Origin of the sequence: Micromonospora endolithica, assembly GCF_003626595.1 — a bacterium.
GTDB classification, from domain to species: domain Bacteria; phylum Actinomycetota; class Actinomycetes; order Mycobacteriales; family Micromonosporaceae; genus Micromonospora; species Micromonospora endolithica.
Map to the genome: position 1 here is coordinate 541,761 of NZ_RBAK01000003.1, position 13,378 is coordinate 555,138.

13 protein-coding genes are annotated in these 13,378 nt (G+C 72.7%); 4 read left to right on the forward strand and 9 right to left on the reverse strand.

Annotated elements, in window-relative coordinates; translation table 11 throughout:
• Positions 1 to 62: 62 nt before the first annotated feature.
• The 7 genes from D7223_RS11785 to D7223_RS11815 form a co-directional block, all read right to left on the reverse strand.
• A complete protein-coding gene (locus tag D7223_RS11785; RefSeq protein ID WP_120728067.1) occupies positions 63 to 932 on the reverse strand; it encodes a sugar phosphate isomerase/epimerase family protein in 870 nt (289 codons plus the stop codon).
• Between the two features lie 94 nt (positions 933 to 1,026).
• Entirely contained in the window at positions 1,027 to 2,220 is a 1,194-nt protein-coding gene (locus tag D7223_RS11790) for an ABC transporter substrate-binding protein (protein WP_120728069.1), read from the reverse strand.
• A 33-nt stretch (positions 2,221 to 2,253) separates the two neighbouring features.
• The gene (locus D7223_RS11795; protein WP_120728072.1) at positions 2,254 to 3,258 is read right to left on the reverse strand and encodes an ABC transporter permease; all 1,005 of its coding nucleotides are present in this window, start codon (positions 3,256 to 3,258) and stop codon (positions 2,254 to 2,256) included.
• Positions 3,258 to 4,262 carry an ABC transporter permease gene (locus tag D7223_RS11800; RefSeq protein ID WP_238161829.1) on the reverse strand — a complete coding sequence of 335 codons (1,005 nt, stop codon included), beginning with the start codon at positions 4,260 to 4,262 and terminating at the stop codon, positions 3,258 to 3,260. The genes D7223_RS11795 and D7223_RS11800 overlap by 1 nt, the downstream gene beginning before the upstream one ends.
• Positions 4,259 to 5,800, reverse strand: a complete 1,542-nt coding sequence (locus D7223_RS11805) for a sugar ABC transporter ATP-binding protein (protein ID WP_202864619.1) — start codon at positions 5,798 to 5,800, stop codon at positions 4,259 to 4,261. Before D7223_RS11805 ends, D7223_RS11800 begins: the two co-directional genes overlap by 4 nt.
• A gap of 196 nt (positions 5,801 to 5,996) precedes the next feature.
• Positions 5,997 to 6,968, reverse strand: a complete 972-nt coding sequence (locus D7223_RS11810) for a LysR family transcriptional regulator (RefSeq protein WP_120728074.1) — start codon at positions 6,966 to 6,968, stop codon at positions 5,997 to 5,999.
• A 79-nt stretch (positions 6,969 to 7,047) separates the two neighbouring features.
• Complete coding sequence (locus D7223_RS11815) at positions 7,048 to 7,713, reverse strand: hemerythrin domain-containing protein (protein ID WP_120728076.1); 666 nt, start codon at positions 7,711 to 7,713, stop codon at positions 7,048 to 7,050.
• Between the two features lie 134 nt (positions 7,714 to 7,847).
• Between D7223_RS11815 and D7223_RS11820 the strand changes: the two genes are divergently transcribed.
• Positions 7,848 to 9,176: a M20/M25/M40 family metallo-hydrolase gene (locus D7223_RS11820; protein WP_120728078.1), complete on the forward strand. Its 1,329-nt coding sequence runs from the start codon at positions 7,848 to 7,850 to the stop codon at positions 9,174 to 9,176.
• A 57-nt stretch (positions 9,177 to 9,233) separates the two neighbouring features.
• A complete protein-coding gene (locus D7223_RS11825) occupies positions 9,234 to 9,887 on the forward strand; it encodes a hypothetical protein (protein ID WP_120728080.1) in 654 nt (217 codons plus the stop codon).
• Between the two features lie 77 nt (positions 9,888 to 9,964).
• Here D7223_RS11825 and D7223_RS11830 read toward each other — a convergent pair whose 3' ends face one another.
• Complete coding sequence (locus D7223_RS11830; protein ID WP_120728082.1) at positions 9,965 to 10,156, reverse strand: DUF5703 family protein; 192 nt, start codon at positions 10,154 to 10,156, stop codon at positions 9,965 to 9,967.
• Between the two features lie 85 nt (positions 10,157 to 10,241).
• Positions 10,242 to 11,213, reverse strand: a complete 972-nt coding sequence (locus D7223_RS11835; RefSeq protein WP_120728084.1) for an aldo/keto reductase — start codon at positions 11,211 to 11,213, stop codon at positions 10,242 to 10,244.
• A 255-nt stretch (positions 11,214 to 11,468) separates the two neighbouring features.
• Here D7223_RS11835 and D7223_RS11840 point away from each other — a divergent pair, with 255 nt between their 5' ends.
• Positions 11,469 to 12,521, forward strand: coding sequence for an LLM class F420-dependent oxidoreductase (locus tag D7223_RS11840; RefSeq protein WP_120728086.1), 1,053 nt, complete (start codon positions 11,469 to 11,471; stop codon positions 12,519 to 12,521).
• Positions 12,518 to 13,354 (forward strand): undecaprenyl-diphosphate phosphatase, encoded by an 837-nt coding sequence (locus D7223_RS11845; protein WP_120728088.1) that lies wholly within the window; start codon positions 12,518 to 12,520, stop codon positions 13,352 to 13,354. The genes D7223_RS11840 and D7223_RS11845 overlap by 4 nt, the downstream gene beginning before the upstream one ends.
• Positions 13,355 to 13,378 lie beyond the last annotated feature (24 nt).

Sequence of the window (13,378 nt, forward strand, 5' to 3'; positions counted from 1 at the left end):
GCCGGTGAACAGCCGTCACCGCCGGGCGGGGAGAACCCCGCCCGGCTACCGGCTCCGGAGGATCAGACCCCGGTGGCCGGGCCGATCCGGGCGAGCAGCGCCCGCAGGAACGCCAGACCGCCGGTGGCCAACTTGTCCTGGGTGGGCGCCAATGGACGCCAGATCGCCGCCGCCGTGGCGATCGTCCGGTTCTCCGCGGTGAACGACTCGATGCACAGCGGCCCGTCGTAGCCGACGTCACGCAGCGCCGCCACGATGCCCGTCCAGTCCAGATGGTCGTTGCCGGGCGCGCCCCGGTCGTTCGCGCAGACCTGGACGTGCGCCAGCCGGTCCCCGGCGGTACGGATCGCCGTCGGGATGTCGCGCTCCTCGATGTTCATGTGGAACGTGTCCAGGGCCAACCCCAGTCCGGGGATGCCGTCGACCACCTCCAGGGCCTGCTCCGTGGTGTTCAGCAGGCTCGTCTCGAACCGGTTCAGCGGTTCCACGGCGAGCGTCACACCCGCCCCGGCCGCCTCCTCGGCCAGCGGTCGGAGCCGGTCGCGCAGCGTGCGGACGGTCGCCGCGCGGGCGTCGGCGTCGAGCAGCCAGGTCCGGCCGACCGGCGCGTACATCGGACCGGCGACCACGCCGGCGCCCACCCGGGCCGCCACCCGGACGCAGTACCGGAGGTAGTCCCCGGTCCGGCGGACCACCTCCGCGTCGTCGGTCACCAGGTCCCGGTCGGCGGACATGACCGCGCAGACCGTCGCGCCGAGCCCCAGGCCGGCGAGGAGGTCGGCGGCCCGGTCCGGGTCCCAGTCGCCCGGTGACTCGACGGGCAGCTCGATGACGTCGAAGCCCCACGCGTGGATCCGCGGTGCCAGCGCGGCCAGCCGGGCGTCGGTCAACGGCGAGACCCAGATCCAGGTGTTCGCGCCGATCGGGTGCACGTCGCTCCTCGTGGTCGGTCGGGACGCGTCCGGAGCCGGACGCGCCGGACGGTGCGGGCGCGGGCCGAGGAGGTCGGCCCGCGCCCGCCACGGGCTACTGGTCGCCCCCCCAGTTCTGCGGGAAGCCGGGCATCTTCTCGCAGCCACAGAGCGCGTAGTGCAGCGGCGGGAGCTGCGGCAGCACGTACTGGCCGAGGTTCTCCTCGGTGATCGTCGGCTGCGGGAGCACCCACTCCTTGGGCACCTGCTTGCCGGCCAGGATGTCCAGGGCGGCCACGATCGGCGTACGCCACTGGTAGGTCGGGTACGTCGGCGCCACGGCGGTGAGCTTCTTCTCCTGCCACAGCCGCAGGAAGTCCTGCTGGTCCTCACCGGTGATGACCGGCACCTTCTGGCCGGCGTCCTCGAACGCCTCGGCGGCCGCCACCGAGGTGGCGCCGGCGTCCATCCAGACGCCGTCGATGCTGCCGTGGCGCTCCAGGTAGTCGTTGACGATCGTCTTGACCTTGGCGGCGTCGCCGTCGGTGAACTCCACCCCGACCACGTCCACGTCGGCCTTGTCGAAGATCACCTTGGCCGCCGCCCAGCGGGTCTCCAGCACGTCGACCCCGGGCAGGATGCGCAGCGCGAGGATCTTGCCGTCCTTCTTCACCTTGTCGGTGAGGAACTCCGCCGCGGTGGCGCCGAAGGCGTACCCACCGATGGGATGGATGAAGGTGACCGGGCAGTCGGTGTTGACGCCCCGGTCGAAGACGATCACCGGCAGGCCGGCCTGGCACGCCTTCTCCACCGCCGGGGTCAGCGCGGCGGTGGTGTTCGGCGAGACGATCAGCGCGCTGCACTTCTTGCTGGCCAGCAGACCGTCGATGTCGCTGATCTGCTTGTCGTCCTTGCCCTCCGCGTCGACCGCGGTCAGGGCGGCGATCTCCGGGTGCAGCTTGGCCTCGGCCTGCATGGTGGTCCACCCCACCACCCGCCACGGGTTGTTGACCCCGGCGTTGGAGAAGCAGATGGTGTGCTTGCCGGCCTTCTTGTACTTCGCGGTGTCGACGAGCTGCGGGCTGATCGCCTGCAGCCAGGGCTGGTCGGCCGGCCCGGTGGGGGTGACGGCACGCTGGGCGATCTGCTCGTCGTAGTCGGCCTGGACGAAGAACGACGACTGTTGGCCGGTGCCGCTGCCCGCCGGGCCGTCGTCGCCGCCCTCCTCGGGCGCGGTCGAGGTGCAACCGGTGGCGAGCAGCGCCGCGGCGCCGCACACCGCCAGCATGGTTCGCAGTGGATGTCTCATGACTTCTCCCTCGCGACGGGTGGCGGCGCGGCGTCAGCCGGACCGGCGCAGCCGGTGAGCGGCGTACGCGGCCGCGCCGATGATGATCAGGCCCTGCACCGCGTCACGAAGCGACTTGGCCAGGCCCAGGAGGTTGAGCAGGGTGAATACTGATTGCAGGGTGAGCGCACCGGCCAGGGCGGCGCCGACGCTGCCGCGGCCCCCACCGAGCACCGCGCCGCCGAGCACGACGGCGGCGATGGCCTGGAACTCGTAACCGACACCGGCCTCGGCGGTGACCCCGGTGAAGCCACCGAGGAGAACCCCGGCGACCACCGCCGAGAGGCCGGAGATGACGAACGCCGCGGTCCGGACCCGTCGTACGTCGACCCCGGACAGGCCGGCGGCACGCGGGTTGCCGCCGGCGGCGTACACCTGGTGGCCGAAGCGGGTGTGTGACAGCAGCAGCCACAGGCCGACGCCGATGGCCACCAGGATCAGCACCGCGTACGGCAGCTGGCCCAGCCCGGGGATCTCCACCCCGAAGCGGCCGAACTGGCGGAAGTTGTCGGCCAGCGAACCGCGCGGGGCGCCGCCGGACCAGAGGAAGACCGCGCCGCTGAGGACCAGCAGCATGCCCAGCGTGGCGATGAAGGAGGGCACCCGCAGCCGGGTGGTGACCAGGCCGTTGACCAGACCCACCAGCGCGCCACCGGCGAGCAGCAGCGGGATGAGCCACCAGGTGTTGCCGGCGTCTCCGTCGGAGAGCCGGGCGGCCACCACCACCACGGCCGTGACCAGCGCGCCCACCGAGAGGTCGAACTCGCCGGCGATGATGACGAAGACCTGACCGGCGGCGAGCACCGCCAGCGGCGCGCACCGGCGCAGGAAGGCCAGGAACGGGGCCGGCTCGACGAACGTCGGGTTGCGCCAGGCGATCAGCACGATCACCGCGGCGAGCACCAGCCAGATCGGCGGTACGGCCCGCAGCAGCCGCCAGGCCCGCGAGGCGGACCGTTCCGGGGCCGCCGTAGCCGGCGGCGGAGCGGTCACCGTCATCAGAACACCTCCTCGTCGCGCCGGTTGCGTAGCGCGTAGAGCGCCACCGCCCCGACGATGATCACGCCGCGGATCAGCGTCTTGAGGAAGGCGTTCACCTCGAACTCGTTGAACACCTGGTCGACCACGGCGAGGATGAGGACACCGGCCAGGGTGCCGGCGACGGTCCCGCGGCCGCCGGCCAGCGCGGTGCCGCCGACCACGGCCGCGGCGATCGATTCCAGGTCGTACCCGCCGTCCGGGCCGACCCACGGCGCCCCCGAGCGCAGCCGGCTGACCAGGAACAGCCCGGTCAGCACGGCGGTCAGGCTGCACAGCACATGGGCGGTGACCACCACCCGGTCGGTCCGCACCCCGGAGAGCCGGGCCACCTCGGCGCTGCCGCCGACGGCGTAGAGGTGGTAGCCGAAGCGGGTCCGGCGCAGCGTGTACCAGGCGAGCGCGACCACGGCCAGCAGCAGGAGCACCGCCACCGGTACCGGACCCAGGGCGTTGTAGCCCAGCGCCTGGAACTCGCGGGGGACCGAGCCGGTGAAGTTGGTGAAGAGGGCGTTGAGGATCCCGCTCATCACCAGCGAGGTGCCGAGGGTGGCGATGAACGCGTTGATCCGCAGCCGGGTGATGACCAGACCGTTGACCAGGCCCACGCCCACGCCCAGTGCCAGCGTGACCGCGATGCCCAACGCCATCCGGTCCGGGTCGCCCTGCATGACGAACGACGCGCTCACCGCCGTCACGCTGACCATGTAGGCCACCGACAGGTCCAGCGAACCGCCGATCAGCACGATCGTCTGACCGACCGCGACCAGACCCAGCGCGACCGACCGGACCGCCATGTTCTGCAGGTTGTCCACTGTCATGAACTGGCCGCCGTTGAGTTCGACGAGCAGCCAGGCCACCGCGAACACCCCACCGAAGACGAACCAGACCGGTGCGCTGGACGAGCCCGTACCCGGCGCGGCGAGCCGCAGCGGGGCGGACGGTGACATCGTGGAGGTGGTCATGCCGCACCGCCGTCCGCGACCGCGCCCACCCCGACGCCGGAACGGTCGGGTTCGCCGGTGGCCAGCAGCATGATTTCCGCCTCGCTCGCGTCGGCCGGCAGGACGCCGGCCACCGTGCCCTGCCGCAGCACCACGATCCGGTCGGCCATGCCGATCACCTCGGGCAGCTCGGAGGAGATCATCAGGATCGCCGCGCCGGCCTCGGCCAACTCCCGCATCAGCTCGTGGATGCTGGCCTTCGCGCCGACGTCGATGCCCCGGGTCGGCTCGTCGAAGATGAGCACCCGCGCCCCGGTCGCCAGCCACCGGGCCAGCACCACCTTCTGCTGGTTGCCACCGGAGAGGTAGCGGACCTCCCGGGCGGTGGAGCCGCGCAGGTCGACCCGGTCGAGCAGCGCACCGAGCCCGACCCGCCGGGTGGGGCCACGGCCGAGCGCGCGGACGGCGAGCAGGCTGTTATCGCGGACGGACAACTGGAGTACCAGCCCCTCGCTCTTGCGGTCCTCGGTGAGCAGTCCGATGCCGCAGCGGATCGCCTGCCGGGGCGAGCGCAGCCGGCGTGCCCGCCCGTCGACCTCGAGCCGGCCGGTGGCCATCCGGGTGGCGCCGAAGAGCAGCCGGGCCAGTTCGGTGCGACCCGAGCCGGCCAGCCCGGCCAGTCCGACGATCTCACCGGAGCGCAGGTCCAGGTCGATGTCGTGCAGCATCCCGGCGCCCGCGCCGCGCACCGACAGCCGGACCTCACCGATGCGCTCCGGTGTCGCCCGGGGCGGGTAGTAGTGGTCGAGGTCGCGACCCACCATGAGGTGCACCAGCCGGCGGGTGTCCACCTCGGCGGTGCGGACCGTGTCGACCCGCCGGCCGTCCTTGAGCACGGTGATCCGGTCGGTAAGGTCGAAGATCTCCTTCAGCCGGTGCGAGATGTACAGCACCGTCAGGCCGTCCGCGCGTAACCGGCGGATCCGGTCGAAGAGCGCGTCCACCTCGTGCGGGGACAGGGCCGCGGTGGGCTCGTCCAGGACCAGCACCCGGGGCCGGAAGGACAGCGCCTTGGCGATCTCCACCAGCTGCTGCTGGGCCACCGGCAGCCGCCCGACCAGGGCGCGCGGCGAGATCACGTCGTCGGCGTGCAACGCGGCCAGCAATCGGGAGGCGTCCCGCTCCATCGCGGTACGGTCGACGCCGACGCGGCGACGCGGCTCCCGGCCGAGGAAGATGTTCTCCGCGACCGTCCGCTCCGGAAGCAGGTTGAGTTCCTGGTGGACGATGCTCACCCCGGCGGCCAGGGCCTGCCGGGGGTGGTGGAAGCGCACCGGTGCCCCGTCGAGCTCTATCCGCCCGGCGTCCGGCTGGTACACGCCGACGAGGATCTTCATCAGCGTGGACTTGCCCGCGCCATTCTCGCCCATCACCGCGTGGATCTCGCCCGGGCGGCACTCCAGCTGCACGTCCTGCAGCACCGGTACACCGAGGAAGCTCTTGTCGATGCCGTACATGCCGAGCAGGATCTTGTCCTGCGGCTCGATGCCATCCGCCATCCGCGTCCCCTCGCGACGATCGACGACCGTGGAATCGAAGATTAGGCATTGCTTCGACGTCGTGTAAAGCAAAGTTCAGTTCTTTGCGTCATTACTTTTGCATGTTCAGCCGAAAGTATCGGGTGGGCGCGGCGAAAGGGGATCAATGTCCCGAGAGGAGGGTTCGCGGCTTTGGCGAGGATGGGAGAGCGGCGGGTCAGACGCCCGAGGGCTGCCGCACCCCGAAGCCCGGATTGCGCAGCAGCCAGGCCAGGTACGCCGGGTGCGCCGCCAGCGAGTCGGCGTACGCGGCCAGCGCGGACTCCAGCACCAGGTCGGCGACCCCGGCGGCGGGGGACTCCGGGTGCCAGCCGAACATCAGCCGCCAGCGCAGCGGTGTCCCGGCCAGTCGCCGGGTGACCTGCCCGGCCACCGGCCGGAAGGTGGCCTGGCACAGCGCGATCCCCTCGCCGGCGTCCACCAGGTCCAGGCAGCCGCGGATGTCCGCCTCGTAGACCTTGCGGGGGGTGAAGCCGGCGCGGGCGCACGCGGCGGCGAAGCAGTCGCCGAAGCAGCCGTCACCCGGCGCCGCCACCCACTGCTCGTGCCGCAGGTCGGCCAGGGCGATCTCGTCGGCGCCGGCCAGCGGATGCGACTCGGGCAGCAGCACGTGCACCGGGTCGATGGACACCTCCCGCCAGCACAGACCGGACTCCGCCGACGGCGCGGAGTCGCCGCACACGCCGGTGAGCGCGAAGTCCAGCCGCCCACCGGCCACCAACTGGGCCAGTTCGTCGACCGACCAGGAGGCGTACGTGGTGATCTGGGCCTGCGGCTGCTCGGCGGCCAGCCGGTGCACCAGCCGGCCGAGGATCGGGCTGTTCACCCCGCCGAACCGGTAGCGCCGGGGCGCGTCCCCGGCCCCGGCCAGCCGGGCCGCCTCGTCCTGCAGGCCCTTCATCGCCGGCAGCAGCACCCGGGCCCGGGACAACACCAGCTCACCCAGGGCGGTCGGCCGAGCGCCACGCCGGTCGCGTTCGAACAGCGGGCCGCCCAGTGTCCGCTCGATGCGCTGGAGCTGTGCGGTCAGCGCCGGCTGGGCGAGGCCCAGGGTGGAGGCCGCCTTCGTCACGCTCCCCGTCTCGGCGATCGCGCAGACCACCCGCAGGTGTCGCAGCTCCAGGTTCATGCGAATGACGGTAGGGCCGGCACGCGGCCTGGCGGAAGAGGCCGGACGGATCAACGATTCCCGATATGAGTGTGACCGGTCACGTGTCACCGGCCGATGGTTCCGTCAGATCCCGAAGGTACGTGGGTCGGCCGGTCACCGCGTCGCGCAACTTGTCCACCACACCCACCGCCGGCTCCACGATCCGGTTCCACGGCGGGGTCGCCGGGGTACCCGGGTGCGGCCGGGTCGGTGCCGCCTCCTCGGCGATCTCCAACCGGTTGCCGAGCCGGATCAGCTCCTCCGGGGTGGCCGCCCCGCGCAGCGCCGCCACCAGCGCACCGACCTCCTCGACGTGCCGGTGCACGCGCGCGGCCACGTCGCCCAGACCGTCGGCGGGCAGCCCCTTCAGCGCGGCCAGCAGCGCCGCGTCCGCGTCGATCGTCGCGTCCACCCGGTCACCGGCGTCGGGCAGCGCGGCCCGAACCGCGGGCAGCAGGTACTGCTCCTCGGCGGACAGGTGCCGGGACAGCGCCGCGGTCAGCACGCTCAGGGCGTCGTCCGCCGCTCTCGTCGCGCCGGCCGCGTCCGCGCCGCCGGCCGTATCCGCGCCGCCGGCCGCCTCCGTCCCCGGGGCGGTGAGCCGCCGTACCAGCTCCGCCAACTGCCGGTGCTCGGCGTCGACGATGTCGGCGACGCTGCGGCCGCCGGGTCGGAACCGGTCGTCGGAGCCGGTCGGCGGCAGCGGCGGCAGGTGGACGCTCATGGTGCCCTCCTCGGTGTGGCGGGCGGTGCGGTGGGCGGGTCGGTCGGGACCGCCGGTACCCGCCGGCGCGACCCGCGAAACCGGGCGGTGGACGGGGCGCGTCCGGCGACCCCGCCGACTGGTAAGAAGAAGCGATGACGAGCGACGCTGACTCCGCCCACCCCGCCCCCACCGACGAGGTCGTCGACCTCTGCCGCGACCTGCTGCGGATCGACACCACCAACACCGGGGACAACGACACCAGCGTCGGTGAACGGCGGGCCGCGGAGTACGTGGCGGAGAAACTCGCCGAGGTGGGCGTCGAGTCGGTCCTGCACGAGTCCGCGCCGGGCCGCGCCAACCTGGTCGCCCGGATCCCCGGCGCCGACCCCGGCCGGGACGCGCTGCTCGTGCACGGCCACCTCGACGTGGTGCCCGCCGACGCCGACGAGTGGTCGGTGCACCCCTTCTCCGGCGAGCTGCGCGACGGCTACCTCTGGGGTCGGGGCGCGATCGACATGAAGGACTTCGACGCGATGGTGCTGGCCGTGGTGCGGCACTGGCAGCGCACCGGCGTCCGCCCGCCGCGCGACATCGTGCTCGCGTACACCGCCGACGAGGAGGCGGGCAGCGACTACGGCGCGCACTGGCTGACGCAGCACCACCGGGACCTCTTCGACGGCTGCACCGAGGCGATCGGCGAGGTCGGCGGTTTCTCGTACTCCGTCGACGACACCCAGCGGCTCTACCTGATCGAGACCGCCCAGAAGGGCATCGACTGGCTGCGGCTGCACGCCCGGGGCCGCCCCGGGCACGGCTCGATGGTGCACGACGACAACGCGGTGACCGCGCTCGCCGAGGCGGTCGCCCGGATCGGCCGGCACCGCTTCCCGGTGGTGGTCACCGACACCGTACGGGCGTTCCTGGAGGAGGTCTCCGACGTGCTCGGCATCGAGCTGGACCCGGAGGACCCGGAGACCGCCATCGCCAAGCTCGGACCGATCGCCAACCTCATCGGCGCCACCATCCGCAACACCGCCAACCCGACCCGGCTCGCCGCCGGGTACAAGGACAACGTCATCCCCGGCCGGGCCACCGCCACCATCGACTGCCGCAGCCTGCCCGGCCAGTCCGAGCTGCTGGAGCGGCAGCTGCGTGAACTGGTCGGCCCGGACATCGCCATCGAGTACATCCAGCGCCAGCCCGCGCTGGAGACCACCTTCGACGGCGACCTGGTCGAGGCGATGTCGGCCGCGCTGCGCGCCGAGGACCCGGGTGCCCGGCCGGTGCCGTACATGCTCTCCGGTGGCACCGACGCCAAGGCGTTCTCCCAGCTCGGCATCCGCTGCTTCGGGTTCGCCCCGCTGCGGCTGCCGGCCGACCTGAACTTCTCCGCCTTGTTCCACGGCATCGACGAGCGCGTTCCGGTCGACGGACTACAGTTCGGCGTGCGGGTTCTCGACCGGTTCCTCCGCACCTGCTAGCGCCCGTCCGGCACCTTCAATCCGGCCCGGCACGCCCACCCGAAGGGACTCACCCACATGACCGACCAGCACGGTGAGCTGGACGCCGCCCTCGAGCGCGTGATCGAAGCGGCCCGTCACCACCTGGCCGCCGTCCGCGCCGCGCAGGGCCGCATCGACGACGACGACGTGTGGCAGGCGTACGTCGCGCTGAACAACGCCTCCTACGCGTACGACGAGCAGTTGATGGACGCCTTCGGGGAGGTCACCCCGTGGGACGTCGACGCGATCGACCCGGACGAGGCCGACCGGCGCTTCGGCGGCGACGGCGTGGAGGCCACCGACCCGCACCCGCGGGTCATCTCGGTGCGCCAGCGGCGCGACTACCGGGTGCCCAGCGTCTCGGCGCTGCTTCAGGTGGCCGAGGCCGCCCGGCGGGCCGGCACGCCGGAGGAGGACGAGCCGGCCCCGGTCGAGGGCGTCGGCGAGGCGGTGCTGGAGCTGTTGCAGAGCGGCGACGGCTCGCTCGGCGCGCTGGACGTGCCGGAGCTGGAGCCGCTGGACGGCGTGGTGATGGTCAGCGAGGTCGGCACGCCGGTCGACCTGGAGTCCTTCGACGACGACGACCCGGTGGGCCCGTTCCAGCCGGCGGTGGACGACCGGCTGGTCGGCCGCCTCGACGAGCACTCGTTCCTGGAGTCCGACGAGCACGACCACGACCACGCGTACTGACCGGCCCCCGCCCGTCGGGCGGCGACGCCCCGGGACCCGGACCCGTGTGGTCCGGCCCCCGGGGCGTCGGGCGGTCGTCAGTACGACAGGCCCGGCTGCGGCTGGTTGACCCGGCGACGCCGCAGCACGACCTGCCGGGTGCCGTCCCGGAACAACCGCACCCGGGCCAGCTCCCACCCGGAGAACTCCGCCTGGATCGCCAGCTGCACCGCGGCGGTCACCCGGTCCACGTTCGGCGGCAGCCGCAGCGGCGCGTACTCGTAGTCCATGAGCCCTATGCTGCCCAGCCCGACGCCCCCCGCGCCACCCCCGGTCGAGTGACCCGCGCCGCCCCGGCGGGCGACGCGGGGCGGGTCAGCCGTCGCGTTCCGGGTAGCCGACCGGGACGGCGGAGACGTCGTCCAGCGCGGTGACGATCTCCTCGGGCAGCGTCATCCGCTCCACCTGGAGCGCGCCGAGCAACTGCCCGACGGTCCGGGCGCCCAGGATCGGGGCGACCACGCCGGGCCGGTCGCGGATCCAGGTCAGCGCCACCTCCAGCGGCGACACCCCGAGGCCGCCGGCGGCGGTGGCGACCGCCTCCACGATGCTGGAGCAGCGCGGCTCCAGGTAGGTGGCGACGAAGCGTTCGAAGTGCGGCGAGGCGGCCCGGGAGTCGGCCGGCCGACCGTGCCGGTACTTGCCGGTCAGCACCCCGCGACCCAGCGGCGACCAGGGCAGCACACCGAGCCCCAGCGCCTCGGCCGCCGGCAGGACCTCCCGTTCCACCCCCCGCTCCAGCAGCGAGTACTCCACCTGGGTGGCGACCACCGGCGCGCGCCCCGGCCAGGCGGCCTGCCAGGCGGCGGCCCGCGCGGTCTGCCAGCCGGAGAAGTTCGACACCCCGACGTAGCGGACCCGCCCGCTGCTCACCGCGTGGTCCAGCGCCGCCAGGGTCTCCTCCAGCGGGGTGTCCGGGTCGTACCCGTGCACCTGGAACAGGTCGACGTGGTCGGTGCCGAGCCGACGCAGCGAGGCGTCCAGCGTACGCAGCAGGTGCCCCCGGGAGGTGTCCCGGCGCCGGCCGCCGCCCGGCCGCACCCCGGCCTTCGTGGCGATCAACAGCTCGTCGCGGGGCACCAGCGAACCCAGCAGCGACCCGATCACCGACTCCGCGTCGCCGTCGCCGTAGACGTCGGCGGTGTCGATCAGGTTGCCGCCCGCGTCGAGGTAACTCTTGAGCTGGGCGGCCGCATCGTCGGCGTCGGTGTCCCGGCCCCAGGTCATGGTGCCGAGCGCGAGCCGCGAAACCGCCAGCCCGCTTCGGCCGAGCGGTCGCTGTTGCATGGGTGAACCTTATTTCGAACGGCGGCTCGCCGATATCCTCGCGCCCGTCGAGTCTGCTCTCCGACCCGACGATCCGCGCACCCGGGTCGCCCGAACAGCCGGTACGCCACCGCCGCGGGCCCGGCGTACGCCCGCCGCGACCGCACGCCGGGCGGCCCGGCGGCGGCGCGGGCCGGAATGGGTGAGCCGGTGATCGGCGCGGCCGCCGGCATTGCGTAACCTGATGCGACCTGTGGTGCGGATGGGGGAGGACTAGTGCGACTCGGGCTCAGCCTCGGATACCAGACGGCGTGGAGCACACCGGCCGATCACCTGGCGCTGGCCCAGGAGGCGGACCGGCTGGGCTACTCGGTGGTGTGGGCGGCGGAGGCGTACGGCTCCGACTCGCCCAGCATGCTCGCCTGGATGGCCGGTCAGACCTCGCGCATCGACCTGGGCAGCGCGGTCATGCAGATCCCCGCCCGGACCCCGGCGATGACCGCGATGACCGCCGCGACCATCGACGCCCTGTCCGGGGGGCGGTTCCGGCTGGGCCTCGGCGTGTCCGGCCCGCAGGTCTCCGAGGGCTGGCACGGCGTCCGGTTCGGCAAGCCCCTCGCCCGGACCCGGGAGTTCGTCGACATCGTGAAGATGGCGGTGGCCCGCAAGGAGGTCAGCTACGACGGCGAGTTCTACACGCTGCCGCTGCCCGACGGCCCCGGCAAGGCGTTGCGGCTGGGCTTCCACCCGCCGCGCGAGGAGATCCCGATCTACCTGGCCGCGGTGGGCCCGAAGAACCTGGAACTGGCCGGCGAGATCGCCGACGGCTGGCTGGCCGTCTTCTACGCGCCGGAGTTCGCCGAGGAGCAGCTCGCCTCGGTGCGGGCCGGCCGGGCGAAGGCCGGCAAGGAGCTGGCCGGCTTCGACGTGGTCCCGTCGGTCCCGGTCGTGGTCGGCGACGACGTCGCCTCCTGCGCCGAGCTGGTCCGCTGGTACGCCGCGCTCTACGTCGGCGGCATGGGCAGCCGGCAGCAGAACTTCTACAACCAGCTGGCCACCCGGATGGGCTACGGCGACGCCGCCCGGGAGGTGCAGGACCTCTACCTGGCCAAGCGGCAGCGCGACGCCGCCGCCGCGGTGCCGATGGAGTTCATCGACCGCACCTCGCTGCTCGGCCCGAAGGAGCGGATCGCCGAGCGGATGCGGGAGTACGCCGCCGCCGGCGTCACCACGCTGTCGGTGACGCTGTTCGTGGCGGACCGGGACAGTGGCGTGCAGACCCTGCGTACCGTCGCCGAGGCCCTGGACCTCTCCGGAGTCGGCGAGTGAGCTGGGTCGAGGCCATCGTCCTGGGTATCGTCCAGGGGCTCACCGAGTTCCTGCCGGTCAGCTCGTCGGGGCATCTGCGGATCACCTCGGCGATCTTCTTCGACCAGGACGCCGGGGCGTCGTTCACCGCCGTGACACAGCTGGGCACCGAGGCGGCGGTACTGATCTACTTCGCCAAGGACATCTGGCGGATCACCCGGACCTGGATCGTCGGGATCTGGGACAAATCGGTGCGGTCCAGCCTCGACTACCGGATGGCCTGGTACGTGATCGTCGGCTCGATCCCGATCGGCGCGCTCGGCTTCCTGTTCAAGGACCAGATCCGCACCGCCGGCCGGAACCTCTGGCTGGTCGCGACCACCCTGATCGTCTTCGCGTTCGTGCTGGCGTTCGCCGAGTACTGGGGCCGGCAGACCCGGGTCCTGGAGAACTTCCGGATGCGCGACGGCGTGGTGATGGGCTTCGCGCAGGCGATGGCCCTGATCCCGGGGGTGTCCCGGTCCGGCGGCACGCTCACCGCCGGCCTGCTGCTCAACCTCACCCGGGAGACCGCCGCCCGGTTCTCGTTCCTGCTGGCCATCCCCGCGGTGGTAATGTCCGGCATCTTCAGCGTCGGCGACGTGTTCGAGCCGGCCGCGCCGGGCACCTCGGTGCCCAGCGTCGCGCAGATGGTCGTGGCCACGATCATCGCGTTCGCCGTCGGGTACGCGGCCATCGCCTGGCTGCTGCGCTACGTCGCCCACCACACCCTGTACGTCTTCGTGCTGTACCGGGTGGCGGTGGGCACCCTGGTGCTCGCCCTGCTGATGACCGGGACGATCAGCGCCACCTGAGTTCTCCCGCCCGCGCAGGATCTA

Coding starts and splice junctions, on each gene's coding strand:
- D7223_RS11790 (WP_120728069.1), bottom strand. CDS start 2,220: ATGAGACATCCACTGCGAACCATGCTGGCGGTGTGCGGCGCCGCGGCG.
- D7223_RS11795 (WP_120728072.1), bottom strand. CDS start 3,258: ATGACGGTGACCGCTCCGCCGCCGGCTACGGCGGCCCCGGAACGGTCC.
- D7223_RS11800 (WP_238161829.1), bottom strand. CDS start 4,262: ATGACCACCTCCACGATGTCACCGTCCGCCCCGCTGCGGCTCGCCGCG.
- D7223_RS11805 (WP_202864619.1), bottom strand. CDS start 5,800: ATGGCGGATGGCATCGAGCCGCAGGACAAGATCCTGCTCGGCATGTAC.
- D7223_RS11810 (WP_120728074.1), bottom strand. CDS start 6,968: ATGAACCTGGAGCTGCGACACCTGCGGGTGGTCTGCGCGATCGCCGAG.
- D7223_RS11815 (WP_120728076.1), bottom strand. CDS start 7,713: ATGAGCGTCCACCTGCCGCCGCTGCCGCCGACCGGCTCCGACGACCGG.
- D7223_RS11820 (WP_120728078.1), top strand. CDS start 7,848: ATGACGAGCGACGCTGACTCCGCCCACCCCGCCCCCACCGACGAGGTC.
- D7223_RS11825 (WP_120728080.1), top strand. CDS start 9,234: ATGACCGACCAGCACGGTGAGCTGGACGCCGCCCTCGAGCGCGTGATC.
- D7223_RS11830 (WP_120728082.1), bottom strand. CDS start 10,156: ATGGACTACGAGTACGCGCCGCTGCGGCTGCCGCCGAACGTGGACCGG.
- D7223_RS11835 (WP_120728084.1), bottom strand. CDS start 11,213: ATGCAACAGCGACCGCTCGGCCGAAGCGGGCTGGCGGTTTCGCGGCTC.